Here is a 22,057-nt window from a genome sequence, read left to right as displayed (position 1 = left end):
ATGTCCACCCAGTTGAACCTGTCCTTCCACGACGCCCAGAAGCCCGGCATGATCGCCGGGGACCACACCGTGACCGTCACACAGAAGGTCACCAGCCAGCAGAACGGGGAACTGGGCAAGGACTACTTCCAGCCCTACACACAGCCCGTCCATGTGGCCGCACCCCGCTTCGCCCTCGACCCGACCGCCATCCACGCGGTCAACCCGGCGAGCGGTGCGGCCTCCAACTTCGACCAGACGCTCGCCCACTGCACCCTGCGGCAACCGTCGCTGCCCTGGCAGAGACTGATCAGCTCGGACAGCCGACACAAGGACCTGCCGTGGCTGGCGCTGCTGATCCTGGGGCCGGACGAGATCTACGAGGACCCGGCGGCCCGGGGTGTGACGACATCCCGCACCGGCGCGGACGCGGTGAAGGCCGAGAGCAATATCGCTGTTCCGGCCCTCGCGCCGACCGCGGCCGAGGCCGTCCAGCCGTGCCGCACGATCGACGTGCTTGCCGAGCCGTTCCGGCAGCTCTGCCCGCGTGAGACCGACGACGAACTGGCACACCTCGCCCACGTCCGCAAGGCCAAGAAAACTTCCGACCTGCTGGGCGAGGAGCTCGTCGCGGGCGAGTTCGCCGTCGTGCTGGCGAACCGGCTGCCGAAGAAGGCAGGCCCGTATGTCGCGCACCTGGTCTCCCTGGAGGGCCACGGCGCACATCTTTCCGGCACGCTGCCGGGCGGGACGCTGCGCGTGCGGCTGGTATCACTGTGGTCGTGGACGTTCACCTGCGACACCGGAGCCCGGCATTTCCCGGCCGTCGTCACCCAGCTGGCACAGGGCGATCTGCTGCTGCGCCGGCCGCCCCGCGGCAGGCCGGGAAGCCCAGCGGCGGAGAAGGAGACCTGGCGGCGCCTCGAACGCGGCTATGTGCCACTGCCCGAGCGGCTGTCCTCCGGTGAGGAGACCCTCGCCTGGTACCGGGGGCCGCTGACCCCCTTCGTCCCACCCGAGCTGCCCGGCGTGCCCGAGGTCGGGGCCAGCGGCGACCACGCCGCCATCTACGTGCCGGACCACGGCGTCTTCGACATCAGCTACGCGACCGCTTGGAGCCTGGGCCGCGCCCTGGCCCTGACCGACGCCGATTACGTGGCGTCCCTGACCGACTGGCGCGGCACCGCCCGCCGCCTGGTGACGCGGATGCTCGCCGCCGGGCCGCCCGGCACGGGCCGCTGGACCCCGCCCGCGACGCCTGCGGAGGCACTGGCGGCCTGGTGCCGTGGAGACATCCTCCCGGCTGTCGAAGCCGACCTGACCACCACGCCGCCGGTAACCGGTCCGGCTTCGGCCGCACCCTGGGGCCCGACCGGCCACATCACCGACCTCCTCGGCGAATACGCCGACGACGTACAGCACGCCCTGGCCGACGCCGGCGGGACGAGCGACGGGGTGAGGGGCGTGCGCTCCTGGCTGGAGCGGCTGGGCCTGCTCGAACAGGTGCCCTTCTGCTATCTGGTACCCGACGCAGGGATGCTGCCGCCGGAGAGCCTGCGTTTCTTCCACGTCGATCCGGACTGGCTGACGCAGCTTCTGGCGGGCGCGCGCAGCCTCGGCCGCTTCGGCCTCGTCGAGCTGCTGGCCGAGGGGACGGTGTCGGCCGACCTGCCCACACCGATGCCCAAGGCGGGGCTGCTGCTGCGCTCCGATCTGGTGTCCGCCTGCCCGGGCCTGGTGATCGAGGCGTTCGCCTCGGGCACGGAACTCCCCGTCATGCGCCGGGACGTCCTCTCCGCCGATGTGCTGCTGTGCCTCTTGCCCGACGTGCCGGACAAGGTGGTGCTGCGCGAGTCCGCACAGGGCCTGCACTTCGGTATCGACGGGCCCGACCACATCAACCTCCGCGTACCCAGCGGCACGAACTGCGGTAAGGAGATGCCCGGCCGGAAACTCACCGGCCTGGCGTCCTTCCAGCGGGACACTGCGCGGGGCGTCTTCACTCTCGGCACCAAAGCCTCCTCGCTGGCCACCGCGCTGGCCAAGCAGCACTCCATCGCGGCCACCTCCTTCAAGTCCTCCGATCTGGCCGTGCAGTTGCTCAACAGTCCGTACCAGATCACCTTCCCCTCCGCGTAGGAGCGCCCCCGATGGCCACCGGCCCCCTCGTCGTCCCGATGCGGGTGGAAGCCCGCACCATGCCTTTCACCAAGAGCAAAGCGTTCGTCCGCTGGCACCCGGAATTCAGGAAGGCGCTCAACGACCACCGCCCCGTGGAGCCCGACCCCTTCAACGGCTTCGGTCTCGATCAGTCGCGGGACAAGGGCATCCGGCTCCATTGGAAGCTGCCCGAGGCCCTGTGCCGGTCGACCGCAGGGCCGGACGGCCGGCCCGTCTTTCCCTTCGTCCCCAACCGTTGGCTTGTGCTGCGGATCGCCGCCAACGCCGACGGGAAGAAGGTCCTCGCCACCTCCTGGATGGTCGACAGCGACCGTCTGCGCAAGGAGGTGGACGGCAACGACGCCGCCGCCTCCCGGTACGCCAAGGCGAACAGCAACGGCCAGCTGGAGACCTGGTGGCTCGGGGAAGCGAAGAGTGCCGAGGGCGGTTGGAAAGAACCCCGCCCGAACACCCGGCAGTTCCTCACCGTCGTCGGCCCGGGACTGGCGGCGTTCGCCTCCTTCCAGCCGCACTGCCACAACGTCTTCTCCCTGCTGGACAAGGCCAGTGGCATGGGCGAGGAATACTTCTCGGTCAGCTATCTGGTCGCCGGCTGGTACTCGCAGCCCGCGGACGACATCCTGACCGTCACGCCCGACCCGTCCCGGCTGGGCTGGCAGCTGCCGAAGGGGATGACCGCCTTCCCCAAACGCTCGCTGTTCACGGGCACGGCGCTCTCCGTCATCTGGGACCCCAAAGGGACGAAGAACGTCCAGGAGTCCATGCCGGACCCCGACCAGATCATCGGCGGGCGCAAGGCGGTCGAGGTCGCCGTCGGCCACAGCGCCGGTGACGCCCTCAGCGCCCTCACCCCGCCGGGTTCCGCCACCGACACCCTGGTCACCGCCCTCCAGCACGGGCTGACGGGCGAGACCGACACCGCCGAGACGGTACGCCACGCCCTCCACCGCGACTGGTTCCACCGCACCCCCGCCCGCTTCCGTTGGACGTGGAAGCCGCTGGCGCCCGAGAAGTCGGGGGACACGGCAACGCCGCTGCCGGACGACGCACGGAACTCCACCGAGGCGTCCCTGGCCTACTCCGAGGCACGGTTGCGCGCTTCTCAGGGCCGCCTGTACCACCTGTGGTGGCTGCGCAACCTCCCCGACGCCAAACGCCCCAGCGGTGTCACCGACAAGCTCAACGCCCAGCTCGACCGCACCGAGTCCACGTCACTGGCCGCCAGGGTCACGAAGCTGGCGGAAACGGTGGCCGCACTCCGCCGCAAGGTCCACGAAGATCCGGGTCACGGGGTCGGCGTCGAGCTGAACCGGCACCCGCACGGCACCGTCTACACCCCCGCCGACCCGGTCGTCCTGATCCGCGGTGCCCGCGGAACCCGGCAACCGGCCACGGCGGCAGCACCACGGTGCCGGGCGAGCACCGCACTGCTCACCAAGTTCCTCGACAAGAACGGTGGCACCGTCCAGCCCAAGCTGCCCGGCAACGCGTGGCAGAAGCTTCCCGACCCGGCCGCCGGGGAACAGTCGCCCAAGGCCAAAGCACTGGCGGAGGAGCTGTGTCTGCTGCACCAGGCGACCCTGCTGCCCTCGTCCGCCCCCGCCACGTACCCGACCCTTCTCGAAGAGCTGTACGCCAAGCCCGACAGGGTCACTGGAACCCTGCCCGACCTCACCCACCGCTGGGCCGCCGAACCCTGGTCCCCCCTGTACGTCCTGTGGAAGGCCGAGATGCACCCGCTGGCCTTTCCCAGCGGACCGGGCGGCACCCCCGGCAGCGCGGAGGGCACGTGGACGCTCGCCGCCGACGGCACCCTGAACTGGACACGCGGCAAGGCGGCGACCACCACAGGACCCTACCTCTACGGACGGTCACTGCTGACGCCGCAGTTGCCGCACGTCCTGCAACGCCAGCTGGAACACCACAGCAACGGACTGTCCGGTGCCGAGGCTGCACGGCTCCGTGGCGACGCCGAGCGGCTCGGCACCCTCGACCTGCTCTCCCAGACGCTGCACGGCATGAACGCGTGGATGCTGCTGGCCGGTGAGGGCACCCATGCGGGACCTGGTGGCATGGCCCCGCGCAAGTACCCGGAGACCGAGCGGCTCGTCGCCGACGGTCCGCGCAGCATCCCCCTGATCGGTGAGCTGCCGGACACCGGACGGGCCTTCCGCCCGCTCTCCTGCGGCCAGTTCCTCATCGTCCGGCTGAGCGTCGTGGACAACTTCGGCCGCTCGCTGGACCTGATCACCAGCGGCGGCTACGCGAACGAGCAACTGGCCCGTTCGGCCCGCATCGGCGTACCTCCGGGGCAGGCCGCCAGAGACCACGCCACCAACAAGTGGATCCAGCTGTCCCCGCGGCTCCAGCAGCCGGCCCGGCTGCGTTTCGACTACCTCAGCGCGACCGACGAACAACAGGTCCTCGACCCCGACCTGACCGCCTCCGCCGCGCCCAGCCCCGTCGCCGGCTGGCTGCTGGTCAACCATCTGGGCCGCTCCCTGCTGGTCTACAGCGCAGCCGGACAGCCGGTCGGCGAACTGTGCACGGCCGTGTCGAAGACCGGCCAGGCACGTGTCGTCTGGCGTCCGGTGCCGCACGCCGTCGAGCTGAGCAGCGCGATGATGCCTCACCTGCACGCGTTCGTCACCGCCCTGCGCGGCAAGCCCCGGGCCGCGCTCGCCGCGCTCACCACCTCCATCGACAGGGTCAGCGCCACCATCACCCCGGGCCCCGGCGCCACCGCCTGGGATCTCCCGCTGCTCCTCGGCCGTCCCGTCGTCCTGCTGCGCGCCCGGCTGCGGGGCGAACTGGCGGGCCCGGTCGCCGTCAGCCCGCAGTGGAATGCCGTGGGCGCCACGCCGGACGACGCCTACACCAAGGTGGCCTTCCCTGTCCGGCTCGGCGCTGCCGGCCTGCTCGCGGACGGACTCTACGGATACGTCCAGGGCTCGGCGTACGGGACGGTGTACGTCACCGACCCCCGGCCTCCGGAGAGCGGCGGCTACCTCGTGCCCTCAGCCACGCACAACGGCACCACCGTGACCTTCTCCCCAGCGGCCGACCCGGCCGGGCCGCCGGACCACAGCCGCGACACCCGGGTGACGCTGCTGGCCGACCCGTTCAGCGCCGTGCACGCGATCACCGACGTGGTGCCGATCGAGGAGATCCGGCTCCCCGAACGATACTCACGGCCGTTCGTCCGCGCCGGACACGCCTCCTTCCGTACGGGCCCGCTCCTCGCGGAGCTGGAGGCCCAGGGAAAGGTCCGGATGCCGTGCCCGGCCGCCTGGCAGGGGGAGTGGTCCTTCGTCGAACGCCGGGGCGAGAACACCTGGCAGGACTACGCCATCAGCACCGCCGGCACCGAGGCCCAGCTCAGCGAAGCCGCCGCGGACGCCGGGCGGCCACCGGCCCGCTACGGCTTCCTCCACCTCAAGACCCCTGTCGACAGCTGACGTCCCCGCCACACCAAAGGAACGGACCTCGTGACATCCGACAGCAAGGACCCCCTGCTCACCTACTCCCACACGGTCACCCCCACGCCCTTCCTCACGGGAGCGACACTCGCCGAAGTGGCCGTCATCGCCACCATTCCCGAGAACGTCGACTGCACCAAGCTGGTTTTCGACCTTCCCGTCGGCACCGGCCAGGACGCCCTGTTCGCTCCGGAGGCATGGGCCGCGGTCCTGGGCAGCAAACCGCTGGACGGGGACTGGGCGCTGACAAAGGACAACAGCGTCAAGGGCCGGTTCACCGCCACCACGACGGCCAAGCCGCACGGAGAGTACTCCTTCCGCTTCAAGCAGATCACCGTCGGCGCGCAGCACGGGGCGGCCAGGATCGTCCTTACCGAGACCAGCGCCCCCACTGGGCAGTCACTCGTCGAGCGGGGCACCTCCGTGACGGTGCAGAAGGTGTCGACGGCGGTGAAGTTCACCGATCTGAAAGCCGCCCCGTCCAACGTCCCCTGCGGGCAGCAGGTCACCGTCTCCTGGAAGGGGCCCGGTAACGCGGCCTACACCGTGTACTACGGGCTGGACAAGGAGGCGCCCCCGCCCAAGCAGCAGTCCGGCGTCTGGTCCACCACCGTCACGGACATCACCAGCCCCACCACCTTCGTGGTCAAGGCCGAGGGCACGGACAGCGGCGGCCAGACCGTCCGCAGCTACCAGAGCGTCCATGTGACGGTCACCAAGCCGAAGGTCACCGCGGGCGACCTCCGCGTCCAGACGTCGACGAACCTCTTCGGCACACCCCGGCAGCACACCCAGGACTGGAGCAAGGGCGCCTTCGCAGCCGTCGCCCCGACGGACGGGCTGTTGCTGTACCAGCCCACACACTCCGTCGCGGGACAGCGGACGGCCCGGGTGTTCGCCAACGTCTACACGGACGCCCAGCTCAGCCATGTGCAGCGGCGGACCGTCCGGCGCACCGGCGAGAAGCCCCAGACTCCCTCCGCGATCTGTCTCCCCGTCCCCGCAGGGTCGAAGATCGAGCTGACCTCGCTGACCAAGCCGGACACCGGCACGGTGTGCTGGATCGCCCTGGGCGGCAAGGACCTCTCGGTTTCTGCGCAGGGGACGGACAGCACCGCCCTGACGGCCGGTACTTCTCCCCGTCTCATGTTCGCCTACGCACCGCACGCGGTGGACGCCTCGACGGATGCCCAGCCCAGCAAGACCACTGTCGTGCTGTACGTGGACGCGGCCGACCCGAACGAAACCCTGACCAAGCTGAGGGTCACGCTGCCCGTGGGCCAGAAGGCGGGGGACCTCACCGATTCCCTCGGTGGCATCGACAGGGAGTACACCCGTTGGTCCGGTTTCGACGAGACCAACGGCTACTTCGAGGCCGATCCCGGCGAAGGGTCGCTGTTCCGTTCCACCCCGGAGACCCTGAAGCTCAAGGGCGTCACGGTCAACAAGGTGACCGGACGCGCCGAGATCGAGATTCGCGAGGACCGCGGCGGCACCTTGAGCGACCCCGTGAAGCTGCCGGTGGTCAAGGGCGGCCCGCAGTTGAAGATGAGCGACCTGCGTACCCTCCCGCCGGTCGTCAAGCGCGGTGGGACGGCACGCGTCACCTGGAAGGCCAACGTCCTCACTGATGTCAGGTACGAGCTCGTCTGGTCCGGCGGCAAGCAGGACGTCTCCACGGTGAACGAGCACACCATCAACAGCATTCGGCGCACCACCTCCGTGACCCTCACCGCCTACAACAAGCAGAACAACAAGGTCCTGCACAGCCTGTCCACCTCGGTCACCGTCTCCGACCCCGACCTGACGGCCAAGACTCTCAAGGTCGGCGGCGTCTGCTCGCTCATCAGAAGCCGCCAGACGTGGAGTCCGGCGTTCGTCCAGGAGTGGAAGGCCACCGCCGGTACGGACGGGTTGCTGGTCCTCTCAGCCGTCAACAAGCGCCCTGGGCTCGTGCTGTCCGGGGACGAGCGGGACGCGGAGGTCCAAGCCAAGAACGAGCCCGTCACGCTCGAATGCAAGGTCACCCCGACTGGAGCAGGCTCCTCGTACTCGGCGCGCTCACTCGCCTACGACCCGCAGGAGACGTACGGCGACCTTCTGCCCGTGGGCATGGTCGTCCCGGTCCCGCGCGGCGCCTCCGTCTCCATTACCAGGACGCCCGGCAACAGCTACGCCCTCGATACCCTGCTGACCTGGCTGCCCTTCGGCACCGGCCAGTTGGTGCCCAGCGGGCCGGGAGCCGGCGAGGTCCTCCCACTCGCCACTGTGGCCACCATGGGCGACGACGAGGAGGCGGCGCGGACCGTGCCGGACAACCGCACGCGCCGCCTCATCAGCGGCTTCCGCCCGGACGAGGTGAACATTCCCAACACCGCTTCGGTGACACTCTCCTGGGCGGTCGACGAGCCCGCCACCATCCTCACCCTCATTCACCACAACGACCGGGGCGAGGTGGTGACGGTGCCCGTCACCGGCAGGTCGGAGCAGGTGGTCAAGAACCTGAAGAAGGACACCGCCTTCGTGCTGCTCGCCACAGAGGGCGCCTTCGGCACGGGAAAGATCCTCGAAGTGGCCACCACCACGGTCACCGTCGCCAACCCCGACGCGGACTTCACGGAGCTCACCGTCACCGGCAACACGACCATGATGGGGCCGCCGGAGCCTGTGGCCTATACCTTCACCAGCGACTACACCAAGTCCGACGTGTCGACCGACGGCTTCTTGACCGGCCACATCTCCGACGACTCCGAAGCCGGCAGCAAGGTGGCCGTCACCGTCACCCCGAAGAGTGGATCGCCCTACGGCGCGACGTTGTACAGCGCCAAATCGGCGGACAAACAGACGGCTGTCCCCGACCCGGTGTTCCTGCCGGTGCCCAAGGGCGCCACCCTCCACATCGCCAAATCGGCCGTCCACCCGGCCGGTGCGCACGCGGTGGACAGCCGCCTGGCAGGCGGCGCCCAAGCGTCCCTGGTCTGGGTCCCTCTGGCCGCCGGAGCCAAGTAGCCATCCCACAGGCATGACGAGAAGGAGCAGCACCATGGCGGTCCACGGGATCAACCACGCTTACAACATCAAGAAGATGCGGGTCCCCAAGATTACGGGGGAAGGATTCGACGTCCGAAGCAACGCCCTGGTCCTCGTGCAGAAAGGCACGGTGGGCGTCGCCACCGTCGACCCGAACAACGGGCACATCACCTGGCAAAAGATCCACCTCGCTTTCTCCTGCCACCGTACCCTGGCCGAGTCCCTGGGGGTGTACAAGAAGCTTCCGTCGCCGTTCGACAGGCAGGTGGACACCGTCTTCCCGGACTATGACAAGTCGTCCTCCATCTGCTGGGCCACCTCCGGCGACCGGATCATGCAGTTCAATTGGGAATCCGACGAGGTGACGAAGAACGTGGCCGGTATCGGTGACATGATCCCGGCGCTCCCGCCCGCCTTCAAGCAGGGTCTTACTGCCGCCATGGGCGGCACCGAGGGCGGTACCAGGAAGACGGCCTGGCTCTTCAAGGGCGCACAGTGCGTACGGATCACCTACGAGAACACCAGCTTCAGCGTCGGCAAGGCCGCGAACGTCAGCACCAAGTGGAAGCTGAACGGGCAGATCGTCCCGGAACTGGCCAAAGGCATCGACGCCGCCGTCCGCCTTCCCGGCACGGACACCGGATACTTCTTCGTCGGCGACAAGTACGTCACCTGCGACATCAAACAGGAGAAGCTCACCGCGGGGCCGCAGCTCATCCGCAGGTACTGGCACGGTGTCCCCTACGCATATCCCATTCCCGACGCCGTCCTCGCCCCGGTGCGACCCAACACCACTCCGTTTCAGTGGTATGTGTTCCTCGGCGCGTACGCGATGCTCCTCACCGACGACGCCTCGTTCTACGCGAGCGGCAGGCCGGATCCGACGAAGACGCCGGTACTGAAAAAGATCACCGAGCACTTCCCCAAATTGAGCGGCACGGTGTTCGCCGATGGTGTCGACAGCGCCGCCAATATCGGCGGAACCTGCTATCTCGTCAAGGGGAGCAAGATCTGCAAGCCGTTCGACACGGACCCGAAGGAGGAGAACCTCTCCACGTACTACGGCGGAAGCAGCCGCTTCGTCTATGACTACTGGACCACGCGGGCCGCGAAGGACGCGACCGTCTTCGACCTGGAGTCGGGAAGGCGGCGGGCCTTCACCCCTGCGGCCCCGGAGAAGACGGCCCGCCTCTGGGAATCAAAACTGAGCGGCCAGGCGCGAGCCTGCCTCCAGCTGAAGAACCACAGCCCGCTTTGCAGCTACCTCCTCACCGAGGACCGGGAGATGTGGCTGTTCAACGCGCGAAACAACAACGAAGGCTCCCAGGCTAAGGGCCGCTTCAACTGGGAACTCGACTGGCCTGACAACCTCTCCGGGTGAGCCGGACCTGGTGGCGGCGTAGCGGAGTTCCGCCTTGCGGTACCTTGACGCTGCCGTCCTTGAGGCCCCCGGTCCACAATCGCGGTCCCGTAGTGGTGTGAAGAGGGTCTGTTGTGGAAGTGCTGGTCGCAGACGCTCGTTGATGTCTGCGACCAGCACGGTCGCTTCGTAGTGGACGGTGAGTTTGATGCCCCTATGGACGTCAACCGGCTGATCTTGGCTCAGGCGTGCTCGGTCGGAGAAATGATCGTCTGCTAGATCTCGCGCGCGACGCAGCGTTTGAAGGGGCCTGCCGTGTCCCGACCGAACCCGCCGCCACGGCGCCGGCTTCGGTGAAGACCAGCGTCCGCAACTGCGCGATTCTCGGCCTCGCCGCGACCCTGTGCTGCTACAAGCGTCTCATCCGCCTCACCACATAGGACACGGTCTTAATAGTTGATCCAGAAAGCCTCTAGGCGAAGATTTTGTCCGACGGTGCCGAGGAGCAGCCGATAGCGCCCGTTCTCGATCCACTGACGGCTCAGGTCTCGCCATCCGTAGTTCTGTATGTGTGCGCCGCCAATGTAGGGACGCTCGGGTGAGGAGACCTCGATGGCCTGCAGTGCTTGGTGGGCGACCCCTGCCTGTCCGATGATTTCCTTATTGCTGTACCCGGTGCGGGCGTTGTAATAGGAGCATTTTTCTTGCTCCCATCCGATATCGGCGAAGTGTCCGCGCATGCAGAAAGTTCGGTTTATGCTGCCTGAGGACACCCAGAACTCGACCGCTTCTATGGTCGCGTTGGCATTTTCCAGTCCTGCGAACCCAGTCATAAAACTGCACAGACCGCTCTGCCAGCCGACGTTGCGTACATGGGCCCTGTAGCAGATGTAATCACCATCGGCCGCCAGAGGGCTCTCGGGTGGGCTCTGCATGGTCGAGCCCATACTGTTACCGAGAGGTTGTCGCCGGTCATCCGCTGCGGGCTGTGTGATCAGGACCGTCTTCGCGCTCTCGGGCTGTCTGGCTGCCTCCTGCGCATGCGCCAAAGAAGGGATTCCGGAGAATGCCAAGACGGCCAGTGCGGACAGGAGGGCTTTCACTCGTCTCTTCACTCGTGTCTCCTTTCATGAGACTTGCTGGTTGCCAGGATCGGTTACTTTCCTCTGTACCAGGTAGAGCGCGATCCAGCCAAGATTAGAAAACTGCCCTTATGGTCCTTTCGTTCAGGCGGTGGATCCCGGAGGTCGCGGCGGCCGTCCCGCTGCGGCGCCTTCCGACGGAGCCGACGCGCCGCGGGAAACACGGCGGTGCGGGACGCGGAGCATCCCTGGGCGCTGCTGCGTAGCCGAAAGAGTCAGATGGCCGGAGTCACGGTGACGGGCACGTTGGGGCAGCGGCCGAGGACGTCGATGAGCGCCGCCTGTTCCGCGGTATCAAGGCTCAGTTGTCAACGGGTCGTGTCCGCAACCCAGTCGGTGACGTGCTGAGCCCTTTTCAACCTGACGGGTGGTTGGGCCGGCAGCCCCGGCGTCGGGCATGAAGAAAGCGCGCTGGAGGACAAGATCACCGACGACGAGACCGAGCTGTCGTCCAGAGCTGCCGCAAGGCCCTGTCGGCAGCTTCGGCGTCGCCGGACGCGAGGGTCGGGGTCGGAGAGAAGCCGGAGGAGAAGGTGCAGGTCGTCCGTGATGGCCTGACGGGATGGACCGAAAGGCCAAGCCACGGACGACGACCGTTGGGCGGCCTGGATCGTCCAGTCCACCGGGCACATCGTGCTGTCTTCGATCATCAGCGGCTCCTCGGCGACCTGGAGAAGGCCTTCCCGTGATCCGTCCCCCATGTGCTGACACCGGCCGATCTCGGTGATCAGGCGGAGGGTTTGGGCACAAAGTTCGGGGCGTGCGGTCGCCGCGATCCGGAGGTCCGGCAGGATGACCTGCCCAGCCTCCACACCCTCGCCGCGTAACGGACAGATGCTTGGCATCGACCGGCCTCTCCCACGAGTGATCGAGGGAGCTGGGCTTGCAAGAGTCCTCCTCCAGTTCCCTGCGGGGGCGGCGGCAAGGGCGTTTGGCCGGCAGGCACGTTCGGGTCAGGGGCTGCGAGCTCGGCGCGGCATTGGTTAGCTCCAGCAGGTGATGGACGGCGGACTCCGGCCTCCGTGAAAGTGGTCAGGCAGGGGCGAGAGGCTGTCCGCCGAGCACGGTACGACGGGCCCCTCGGAGGGCTTGGGCGTGGCGGCACAGGTTGTGCCGGACGTCGTACTCGTCGAGCTGTGCCGTGCTGCCGGCGACGTTCACGAACTGCGGATGGCGCGGCCGGTCTCTGATACCGCCTCCGGTGTCAGCTCAGCGGGCGGGTTTCTCCCAAGTCAGCGAGTACCGGCGCAGCACATGGCGGCGGTAGCGCACGCCGGGCAGCAGCCGCCGGGCAGCAGCCCGCACCTGCCTATAACTCATCTGCGGGTCGGCGACCGGCATGCCCTGCGGGCCACGCGCGCGACGCAGCACCTTCGTGAGCCGAACGATGGGGGCAGCCGCGATCAACGCCGCCCACTCCGTCACGCTCGCCTCGCGGGCCAGACCGACCACCACCAGCGTGCCGCCAGGCCGCAGCAGCTCACGCATGCGGACGAGGGCCGCCTCGAAGTCCATGTGATGGATCGTGGTCACCGAGCAGACGAAGTCGTACTCCACACGGGGAAGTTCCGAAGTGAGGAAGTCACCCTCGATGAAGGTAGGCCACGGCGGGCCGACAGCAGACTCGCGTGCGCAGGCGATCATGTCCGGCGACTTGTCGATCCCGGTGACGTGTTTCGCCCGCCAAGCGAGCTTCCGTGCCAGCAGTCCGTCCCCGCAACCGACGTCCAGAGCAGCGCCGCATCCCTCGGGAACGGCCCGGAGGATGCCCGGGTGCCGGGCAACGTTGGTGTTCCAGTACGGATCTGCGGCGGGCTGGCGCATCGGATCATCGTAGGGGCCGGTCATGGCCTGCCGAGTGCACACCGACGAAGTCGCCGTCCCCATGGGGAGTCGTGATCGCGCCCGAACCGTTCGATGGACCAGCAGGTGCAGTTTCCGCCCTCGTACAGCTCCTTGTCACACTCCTCGTGATGCTCCCGCACCCGCCGCTTCGCCGGAGCCGCCGGTGGCGCGGGCTGCGGGGTGGGCGGCTCCGAGGAGGAGACCTCGACGGCCGGCACCGCGCCCGCCCTTGCGGGCGGCGGCCCGCTGGTTCTTCAAGCAGACGCATTCAAGGTCAGTAACCGCCGGGATACGGGCGGGGCCGGCGCCGGTACGCAGCCGCCGGGGGAGCAGTTCGAGATCCCAGGGCCGACACGCCCCGAGCATCGCACCCCAGTGCGTGTAGGGCTTGGGAGAGGTGCCGCTGTCCCTGGACAGCGGCAGGCCCCGGGCCGCTGGTGCGCCCAGGGGCCTGTCGCCCGTTCTCACCGCTGCCGCCCACCAGTCGTCGTGTGCGCTGTCCACCCACGCGATCGACTGGCCCTTGCTGTTGCGTCCCCAGTGTGGTGAACCGAGCTTCGACGCGGTCATCCGGACCGCTGCCGGTGAGTGGGTCGGAGTGGCGCGACGGCTCCCTCGGCACGTTGGTGGGTGACCAAGCGGATCGGTGTATACGCCCCGAGACGCGGAGCTGAGATCAACAGGCATGCAGCTAGCAGGCCAATTAGTATAAATAGGGAGGTTGGTCCGCTTGGTGCAAGGCCTTCGATAGTCACATACCGTGGATTTCGAAAGGCTTGCTGTGCAAGTAGATGCCGAGGGCAGGGCCGCCTCAGAGCCCGTCCGGGCGATTACTGGTCGCTCGGGGGCACCCGGTCACGGCGTAGGGGAACGTTCTCCTCCGACCGTACGACCGCGCCACGAGGAGGCCGGAGTGAGGCGTTTTCGGAGTACCGCACCGACGCTCAGTACGTTCCTTGCCGTAGCCCTTCCACTGTCCGTGCCGGGCGCCCTCTCCGCCACGGACGCACGGGCGGCCGACCGACCGGCACCGGCGACCAAGACCGTGGACCAGGAACCGGGGCATCCTCTCATCCTGTACCCCGACAGGGTAGGAACGGCGGCGGCGTACTGCCCGCAGGGGATGAAACCCACCGGGGGAGGCGCGACGGTCGAGAGCGACCTCCGGAGCGCGGTCTTCTTCCGGAAATCGGCCCCGGACGCGGACGCCAACCGCTGGGTGGTACAGGCCTACAACGCCAGCGACGAGGTGCAGACGGTCCATCCCCGAGTGATCTGCACGACAGACAGCAGCATCACCCAGCGGGCCGAGGCGGACGTGCCCCTCCAGCCGGGGGAGAGCGTGTACAGCGCCGCAAGCTGTGGCAATACCCGCTACGCGGTCGGCGGCGGGTTCCAGGCCGGCAGCCGCACGTTCGTCAGCAGCTCGGACTCCCCCGACATCAGATCGTGGTCGGCGATGGCGAAGTACACGGACTACAGCCCGGATGCCCCTCTCTCGTACCTGCGGACGTTCGTCGTCTGCTCCGACACGGAGCCCGTCTGGAAGGCCGGCACCACCGCCAAACTGGCGCCCGGGGAGGTGGGAACGGCCACCGCGGAGTGCCCGGCCGGGCAGGTGCCGCTCAGCGGTGGCGGATTGGGCAGTCTCGACGTCCTGCTGACCACCTCGGCCCCGACGGCGACTGGCTGGACGGTGTGGGCCAAGAACACGGGCTTCGACCCGCACACCCTCTTCGCCTCGGTGATGTGCACCGTCCCCTGACCGCAACTGCACTGATTCGGAACCGGTACTTGAGAAGCTGCTGGGGCATCCGCAAGCCGTCTTTGGTTCGAGGAAAGCCCCGGACTGACCTGGTCCGGGGCTTTTCTTCTCTACGCGGGGTCTCCTGGGCGCTGGCCGAGTTGCCTTCGGCCTTCGGGCCGGGTCAGCAGGTGATGGTGCCGCGGCGCAGGGCGTGGCCGCCGTCGTTGGTGTCGTCGGACCAGTAGACGGGCTTGGAGCCGGCCACGCACTCGTCGGTGCCGGCCAGGGAGAAGCCTTCGTTGTTGTAGTTCGGCATGCCGCTGGGCCGGTTGTAGACGGACGTGGTGGCGAAGGCGCCGCTTGCGTTGATCTTCAGGGTGCGGTGCCGGCCGTCGCAGGTGTCGTCGCACACCGCCCACAGGCGTGACGCCTGCGCTTCCCACTGCAGTTCCATCACACCGGGCATGCCGCTGCTGAACGAGGCGACGCGGGTGTACGTTCCGGAGTCGGCCAGGACGTAGCCGTAGATCATGCCGGTGCCCTCGACGCCGACGAAGAACACGCCGCCGCTGTGGCTGCCGTAGCGGGCCGGGTCGTAGGCGGCGCCCGTGCTGGCGTCCTTGAACCCGGAGCCGGTCAGCGCGGTGTCCGGGATCCAGGTGATCCCTTCGAAGCCGAGGTTGGAGCCGGTCGAGGGCAGGTCGGAGGTGAGCTGCCACTCCCTGGCGGCGGTCAGCGACGAACCGGTCCCGCTGACGTCGTACTTCAGTACCGACAGCCGGCTGGTGCCGGAGGCGTCGCCGTTGCGCTCGCTGGCGACGAACGCCCCGCCGGCCGAGCCGGCACCGGTCAGGGTGACGCCCTCGCTGTCAGGGCTTCCGGAGCCGCCGGTGAAGCGCAGGGTCTTGCCGGCAGACCAGCCGTTGGCGGTGTCGGGCTTCCAACCGCCGGATCCGTCACGGACCAGGCGCCACAGCTTGCCGCTGTTCTGCGCGCCCCACAGGACGTCGCCCTCCTGGTAGAGACCGCTGAGGTCCTGGCCGAACACGTTGGAGCCGTCCGCGGTCGCCACGCTGCTGCCACCGGGCCACGCCACCGGCGCCGTCGAGCCCCCGCCACCGGTGCCGCAGCTGTTGGCGCCGCCCAGGGTGACCGTGGCCACCTGCTTGAACGAGCCCGTGCCATCCGCACAGCGTGACCAGGACGGATCGGAGTGATTGCTCCAGGCGAAGCTGTCGACCAGGGTCTTGCCGTCGGCGAGGTAGAGACGGGCTTCGTCATCGAAGCCCAGACCGAACGTGCCGCTGACGTCGAAGGCCCGGAATCCGCCCGGAGCCAGCGTGGTCCCGGAAGAGATCTTGTAGGAGTGGCTGTTGTCGTCGTCCTTGAGGACCCAGCCCGAGATGTCGACCGTGGCGGTGCCCTTGTTGTACAGCTCGATCGAATCGTTGACGTCACCGGTGGTGACGACTTCGTTGACGCGGACATCGTCCGCTGCGGCCGCGTGCGCCGCGGGGACACCGGTCAGCGCCCCTGCGGCCAGCAGCGGCGCGGCGACAAGGAGACGGGAAAGAGCACGACGCCGACGGCGGGCGGGCGATGCGGTCACTGGTATCCATCCTGGGGATGTCGGGGCAAGCGGCCGGGCCGACGCTCTCGCCCCGCGCCCAACGGGACTCCTCCACCCAGGAGGACAGCGTGCGAACGGTCGGCGAAGAGGTGTCACTGCCGGGCTGCAAGCCCGTGCCCCGCATCGGTGCCTGCATTTCGGTCTTTGCCACGGCCGGTTCCGGCAGCGGAGTGCAGCCCTTGCCGTCCCGCGCAGTGCCGCCGGCACTTGGCCGAACGCGGGCCTTACCGAACGGCGTCGCCGTTGGTACTGTCGGCTGGCTCAGCAGCCGCTCCCGCGACGGAGGCCAAGTGGAAGTCACTGTGTCCTCGACCGGTCCGGACGGCGGGAAGGCCGCGGCCACCGGCGAGCTGCACCGGTGGTTGCAGCGCCAGCCGGAGCTGCGCGGCCGCCTCGTCCGGCAGCCGGCAGCCGCGCCGCAGCCCGGGACCATGGGCGCGTCCGGGGAACTGCTGACCCTGGTGCTGGCACCCGGCGGCCTCACCGCCGCCCTGGGAGCGGCCGTCGTGGCCTGGCTCCAGAACCGGCGCGGCGACCAGACCGTCACCATCACCCTGCCCGACCAGACCCAGATCACCGTCTCCGCCACCAAGGTGCGCGGACTGACCGCCCAGGCCACCGGTGACCTGGCCCGGAGCATCGCGGCGACGGTCGAGGCGTCCGGGCGGACACCGGACGGCGCGGGCGGGCGGAACACGCCCCGGGACGCCGCCGTGGTCCGGGACACCACCGTGGTCCGGGACGCGGCCGGACCGGCCGGGAACAGCGGGGAACGGGTCTGAGACCATGGCGGCGGACGGGGGAGACGCCCGCGACCTGGCGGGCAGCGACTGCCGGGCTCTGCTGGTCGGCACCGGCCGGCACACCGAGGGGGCACTGCTCGCCGGCCTGCCGAGCGCCGTACGGACAGCCCGGGCACTGGCGGACACGCTCACCTCGGCCTGCGGGATGCCCGCCGGCCACGTACGGCTGGTGACCGATCCGGGATCGTCCGCCGACATCCTCGGCCCGCTGGAGGAGGCCATCGGCGAGGCCCAGGGCGGGGTACTCGTCTTCTGCTTCGTCGGCCACGGGCTCCTGGGCCCGGGCGGGAGGCTGTATCTGGCCACGTCCGCGACCCCCTCCCACGACAACACCGTCCACGCCGTCCCCTACGCCGAGATCGAGAACCGTCTCGCCGACGCACCGGTGCGCCCGGTGGTGATCCTCGACTGCTGCTTCTCGGGCCTCGCCGAGGCCGCCGGCGGTCGCCGCGAGGACCCTTACCTGTCCGTACGGCCGCACGGCAGCTTCCTGCTGGCCTCGGCCACCCACTACGCGGCCTCCTTCGCCCCCGAGGGCGAGCGGTACACCCTCTTCGGCGGCGAACTGCTGCGACTGCTCCGGGAGGGCGAGAGCGGCGGGCCGCGCTGGCTCACCCTGGCCGACGTCCACCGCCACCTCGACCGCCGCTTCGAGGACTCGCCCGCCCGGCCGCACGCCGGCAGCGTCGGACGGCTCGGCGACCTGGTCCTGGCCGCCAACCCGCGCTACACCCTGCCCGCCGCCCCGGCGGCGGAACCGGCGCCGGGGGCCGGTGACGGGCCCTGCCCGTACCCCGGCATGCGGCCGTTCCCGCCGGAGCAGCGCCACCTGTTCTTCGGCCGGGAGGAACTGACCCGGCGGCTGCTGGAACGGGTCACCGCGGAGGACCACAGCGGCCCCGTCGTTCTCGTCGGGCCCTCGGGCGTGGGCAAATCGTCGCTGCTGCGGGCCGGTCTCGGCGCCGCGCTCGACAGCACGGACCTGAAGCCGGTGCTCATGGTCCCCGCTCCCGGAGCGCTGCCCTTCCGGACGCTCACGGCGGCCTGGGCGCGAGCCGTCGGCCGGCCCTCCGGCGAGGTGGAACGCGACCTGGGCGCCGGGCGGTTCACCGCACCGGCCGGCCGCCGCACGGCGCCGCGCGTCCTGATGATCGACCAGCTGGAGGAAATCTTCACCCACTGCCGGGACAGCGAGGAACGCCGGCTGTTCGTCCGCGCCCTCACCGGCCCGGCGGACGGCACGGGCCCGCGGGTGGTCCTGGGACTGCGGGCCGACTACCTCGGCCAGTGCCTGCGCGATCCCCGGCTGGCCGGGATCGTCGGCGCCGGTCAGTTCCCCGTACCGGTGATGAACGACGACGAGCTGCGGGCCGCCGTCGAGCAGCCCGCCCGGAGCGCGGGACTGCGCTGGGAGGACGGCCTGCCGGAGCTGCTGCTGCGGGAGCTGCGGCAGGAGCGGGTGGGCACCGGTGATGCCATCGCCCTGCCGTTCCTCGCCCACGCCCTCCAGGAGACCTGGCACCGGCGGCGCGGCGCCGAGCTGACCTTCGCCGGCTACCAGGCGTCCGGCGGCATCCGCACCTCCGTGGCGAAGACCGCCGAGGACATCCACGACGCGCTCGACGACGACGGCCGCGAGCGATTACGCGCCCTCCTGCTGCGGATGGTGCACCTGGTCGACGCCGAGGGCCGGGCGGTACGGCGCCGGGTCCCCCTGGAGGACCTGGACGGCGCAGGCGACCTGCTCGGCCGGCTGGCCGACGCCCGACTCGTCGTCGTGGACGAGGGAGTGGCCCAGCTCTGCCACGACTCCCTCCTGCACGGCTGGCCGCGGCTGCGCGGCTGGATCAACGCCGACCTCGACGCCCTGCTGGTGCGCCGCCGGCTCGCCCAGGCCGCCGACGCCTGGGCCGAAGCGGGCCGGCCGGTGAGCGGCCTGTACGCGGGCAGCCACCTCGCCGGCGCGCGGGCGGTGCTGGCGGACGACGGCGCCGCGCTCGGACTGCGCCCGGTGGAACGGGACTTCATCGCGGCCGGCGAGCACGCCGAACGCCGCCGCAAGAAGCTGTACCGGGCCTTCGTCGCGGTCGTCGTCACGATGGCCCTGCTGGCGACGGCCCTGGCCGCGCTCGCCCGCCGCGCCCAGGGCGACGCCGAGGCGCGGGAGACCCGGCTGATCGCCGAACAACTCGCGCGGCAGGCCGACGGAATGCGGAAACAGGACCCTCAGACAGCGCTGCGGCTGAGCCTGGCCGCCTACCGCACCGCGCGGACCCCGGTCACCAGGTCCGCGCTCTACTCCTCGTACATCTCGACCGTGCCCGTCGACCTCAGCAACGGTGTCGAGCAGCCCGTGCTCAACATCGCCTACCGCTCCGACGGCGACGTCCTGGCCACCAGCCAGCGCGGCGGGCGGGTCCAGCTGTGGGACATCACACGCCCCACCGTTCCCCGCAAGGGCGCCGGTCTCAAGCCGGGTGACGCCGCCGTCCTCGCCTTCCAGCCGGGCACCCACCTCCTCGCCGTCCAGACACGCGACCGCCTCCTGGTGTTCGACACCACCGACCCCCGCCACCCACGAAAGAGGGCCGAACGCCGCACCGGCAAGGGGACGACGTACTCCCTCGCCTTCAGCCCCGACGGCAGGACCCTGGCGAGCGGCTCCGACGAGGGGCGGCTGCGGCTGTGGGACATGACCGACGCCGACCGGCCCCGGCTGCGCCACGAGAAGTCCGTCGCCGGGAACGTCGAACTCATCTCGGTGGCGTTCACCCGCGACGGGCGGCACCTGCTCACCGGCAACGGCAGTCCGGAAAGCGGAGCCTCCTCGCACGCCGCGGTCAGACTGTGGGACGTCGGCGATCCGGCCCGTCCGGTGCTGCGCGACACCGCCGGGGCCGACACCGTCATGGCCGTCGCCGCACACCCGCGCCGGGACCTGGCCGTGGCCGCGGGCGCGGGCGGCAGGATCGTCTGGTGGCGGGTGGAGGACGGGCGACGGCTGCGCCGGATCGCACCGGAGAAGTCGTACCAGGGCGAATGGGACGTGCTCGGCTCGGACGACGGCATTCCCTCACTCGCCTTCCGCAAGGACGGCGAGGTCCTCGCCGGTGCCGACAACGACGACTTCCACCCGAAGATGCTGCTGCGCAAGGTGGGGGCGGAGTCCTCGCTCTACTACGACAGCTTCGGGGAGGACGGCGAGCGGCCCGCGGGCGAGCCCGTCCAGTCCGTCGCGTACAGTCCCGACGGCAGGTACTTCGCGGCGGGGGACATGGGCGGCTCGGTGCGCATGTGGCCGGAGCGCCCCCCGGCGCCGGCGTTCCCCGGCCGGCCCTCGGACACCGATCCCGGTACCAAGGCGGTCAGTCCCGACGGCCGTTACTTCCTCGGACAGGAGGACGAGGAGGACTACACGCACACGAACCGGGTGTGGGACGTCGGCGCGGCCACCCGGCCCCGTCCGGTCTTCACGGTGCCCAAGCCGTGGCAGGCACGGTACTTCCTGCCCGGCAGGAAGAAGCCCCCGGTATTGGTGGGCCACTCGTACGAGGACGGCACCAGGAGACACGTCTTCCGTTTCTGGGGCTTCGACGGCGCCGGAGACCGCCCCAGGCACGGCAGGGACATCCCGCTCACGGCGGACGAGGTGGTGACGGCCGTGAGCACCGACGGCACGCTGTTCGCCATCGGCCTGGAGGGCACCCGCCGCCTCGAGGTGTGGGACCTGAGCGACGTGCGCGAGCCGGTCAGGCGCTCCGTGATCGACGCCCCGACCGACAGGGGCCGCGGCCAGCCGTGGTTCCTCGGCGACCGAACCCTCGTCACCACGGAGGACAAAGGGACTTCCCAGGACCTGCGCCTGTGGGACCTCGCCGATCCCCGCAACCCGCGCAAGGGCGCCACGGTGCCGGACGGCGCCACCGGAGGCGGACTGGCCTACCTGCGCGAGTCGCACACACTGGTCGTGGAGAGCACCGGGGAGACCCTGCGGCTGTGGGACACGAGCGACCCGGACCGGCCCCGGAAAGGGGGTACGCTGCGCGGCACCTCACACGGGTACTACCCGGTCACCGGGGGCCGGCTGGCGACCATACTGCGTGACGGATCGGTTCGCTTCTGGGACATCGGCGACATCCGCCACCCGAAGCGCCAGGAGACCCTCCGGCTGGACCGCACCGTGGACTCCATCACGGTGACCCCGGACGGACAGCAGGTCGTGACCGGCATGAGCGGCGGCAGCCAGTGGGCCGACACCCCCGAGGAGTACCGCATCTGGGACACCGGCCCGGACGGACGCTGGCGCAGCCCCGCCCAGACCAGTCTGGCGGGCGTGTCCGACATGCAGGTCCTCCCGGGCAACAGGTCCCGGATGGCGGTCGTGGCAAAAGCCGACGGCGAGGAGCGGACGTTCCTGCTCGGCCTCAGGAGCGACCGCGTCTACGAGGAACTGTGCCGCACCCATCCGCTGAGCGTCCCCGAGAGCCAGTGGAACACCCTGTTCCCGCAGTTGGCGTACCGCACCTCCTGCGGCTGAGGAATGGGCACCTCCTGCGGCTGAGCCACGGGTCCTCCTGCGGCTGAGACGGGTTTGCCGGGCTTCCGGCGGCTGGGGCGGGCCCGCCGGACCGGACGGCCCGGCGGCCGGGGCGGCGCCCCGGACCGGACGCTCCCGTCGGCCGGTTGCTCCCGTGCCGGCGCGGCGCCCGGACCGCCCCGGTGGGCTGCGCCAGGGGTGACGACCGGCGGTCATCGCAGGCCGGCACCGGCGCGGGCGCTCCGGACCACGAGTGCCGCACAGCCCGCCGGGCGCGTTCGGGACGGCCAGGGGCGCCCCGCTCGGTTCCCCCTCGGGGCGGCA

General features: G+C 69.9%; 11 protein-coding genes. 7 read left to right on the top strand and 4 right to left on the bottom strand.

Going from position 1 to position 22,057, the window contains the following annotated elements:
- From ACZ63H_RS22910 to ACZ63H_RS22895, 4 genes are read left to right on the top strand one after another with little or no spacing between them, the layout of a single operon-like run.
- A complete protein-coding gene (locus tag ACZ63H_RS22910; RefSeq protein WP_469867786.1) occupies positions 1-2,118 on the top strand; it encodes a hypothetical protein in 2,118 nt (705 codons plus the stop codon).
- Between the two features lie 11 nt (positions 2,119-2,129).
- Positions 2,130-5,618 (top strand): hypothetical protein, encoded by a 3,489-nt coding sequence (locus tag ACZ63H_RS22905; RefSeq protein ID WP_469867784.1) that lies wholly within the window; start codon positions 2,130-2,132, stop codon positions 5,616-5,618.
- A gap of 30 nt (positions 5,619-5,648) precedes the next feature.
- A complete protein-coding gene (locus ACZ63H_RS22900; protein WP_469867782.1) occupies positions 5,649-8,648 on the top strand; it encodes a hypothetical protein in 3,000 nt (999 codons plus the stop codon).
- A gap of 34 nt (positions 8,649-8,682) precedes the next feature.
- Positions 8,683-10,050 carry a hypothetical protein gene (locus tag ACZ63H_RS22895; protein WP_469867780.1) on the top strand — a complete coding sequence of 456 codons (1,368 nt, stop codon included), beginning with the start codon at positions 8,683-8,685 and terminating at the stop codon, positions 10,048-10,050.
- Positions 10,051-10,478: 428 nt separating this feature from the next.
- Here the strand turns inward: ACZ63H_RS22895 and ACZ63H_RS22890 are convergent, their stop codons facing one another.
- The 3 genes from ACZ63H_RS22890 to ACZ63H_RS22880 all read right to left on the bottom strand — a co-directional run bounded on the left by ACZ63H_RS22890 (position 10,479) and on the right by ACZ63H_RS22880 (position 12,995).
- Positions 10,479-11,144, bottom strand: coding sequence for a hypothetical protein (locus ACZ63H_RS22890; protein WP_469867778.1), 666 nt, complete (start codon positions 11,142-11,144; stop codon positions 10,479-10,481).
- Positions 11,145-11,479: 335 nt separating this feature from the next.
- Positions 11,480-12,016 (bottom strand): hypothetical protein, encoded by a 537-nt coding sequence (locus tag ACZ63H_RS22885; protein WP_469867776.1) that lies wholly within the window; start codon positions 12,014-12,016, stop codon positions 11,480-11,482.
- Between the two features lie 364 nt (positions 12,017-12,380).
- Positions 12,381-12,995, bottom strand: a complete 615-nt coding sequence (locus tag ACZ63H_RS22880; RefSeq protein WP_469867774.1) for a class I SAM-dependent methyltransferase — start codon at positions 12,993-12,995, stop codon at positions 12,381-12,383.
- A 1,144-nt stretch (positions 12,996-14,139) separates the two neighbouring features.
- Between ACZ63H_RS22880 and ACZ63H_RS22875 the strand changes: the two genes are divergently transcribed.
- The gene (locus tag ACZ63H_RS22875; RefSeq protein WP_469867772.1) at positions 14,140-14,781 is read left to right on the top strand and encodes a hypothetical protein; all 642 of its coding nucleotides are present in this window, start codon (positions 14,140-14,142) and stop codon (positions 14,779-14,781) included.
- Positions 14,782-14,944: 163 nt separating this feature from the next.
- Here the strand turns inward: ACZ63H_RS22875 and ACZ63H_RS22870 are convergent, their stop codons facing one another.
- Entirely contained in the window at positions 14,945-16,372 is a 1,428-nt protein-coding gene (locus ACZ63H_RS22870; RefSeq protein WP_469867770.1) for a lamin tail domain-containing protein, read from the bottom strand.
- A 311-nt stretch (positions 16,373-16,683) separates the two neighbouring features.
- Between ACZ63H_RS22870 and ACZ63H_RS22865 the strand changes: the two genes are divergently transcribed.
- Positions 16,684-17,175, top strand: a complete 492-nt coding sequence (locus ACZ63H_RS22865) for an effector-associated constant component EACC1 (protein WP_469867768.1) — start codon at positions 16,684-16,686, stop codon at positions 17,173-17,175.
- 4 nt (positions 17,176-17,179) lie between these two features.
- Positions 17,180-21,733, top strand: a complete 4,554-nt coding sequence (locus ACZ63H_RS22860) for a caspase, EACC1-associated type (RefSeq protein ID WP_469867766.1) — start codon at positions 17,180-17,182, stop codon at positions 21,731-21,733.
- Positions 21,734-22,057 lie beyond the last annotated feature (324 nt).

Source organism: Streptomyces sp. NPDC104831 (genome assembly GCF_055583025.1).
Note: the sequence above shows the minus strand (reverse complement) of the source record. Positions and strands in the feature narration are given on the sequence as shown.

Bases quoted from the DNA above. Each gene is read 5' to 3' on its own strand.
- ACZ63H_RS22910 (WP_469867786.1), top strand. From the start codon at position 1: ATGTCCACCCAGTTGAACCTGTCCTTCCACGACGCCCAGAAGCCCGGC.
- ACZ63H_RS22905 (WP_469867784.1), top strand. From the start codon at position 2,130: ATGGCCACCGGCCCCCTCGTCGTCCCGATGCGGGTGGAAGCCCGCACC.
- ACZ63H_RS22895 (WP_469867780.1), top strand. From the start codon at position 8,683: ATGGCGGTCCACGGGATCAACCACGCTTACAACATCAAGAAGATGCGG.
- ACZ63H_RS22885 (WP_469867776.1), bottom strand. From the start codon at position 12,016: ATGCCAAGCATCTGTCCGTTACGCGGCGAGGGTGTGGAGGCTGGGCAG.
- ACZ63H_RS22880 (WP_469867774.1), bottom strand. From the start codon at position 12,995: ATGCGCCAGCCCGCCGCAGATCCGTACTGGAACACCAACGTTGCCCGG.
- ACZ63H_RS22875 (WP_469867772.1), top strand. From the start codon at position 14,140: ATGAAACCCACCGGGGGAGGCGCGACGGTCGAGAGCGACCTCCGGAGC.
- ACZ63H_RS22860 (WP_469867766.1), top strand. From the start codon at position 17,180: ATGGCGGCGGACGGGGGAGACGCCCGCGACCTGGCGGGCAGCGACTGC.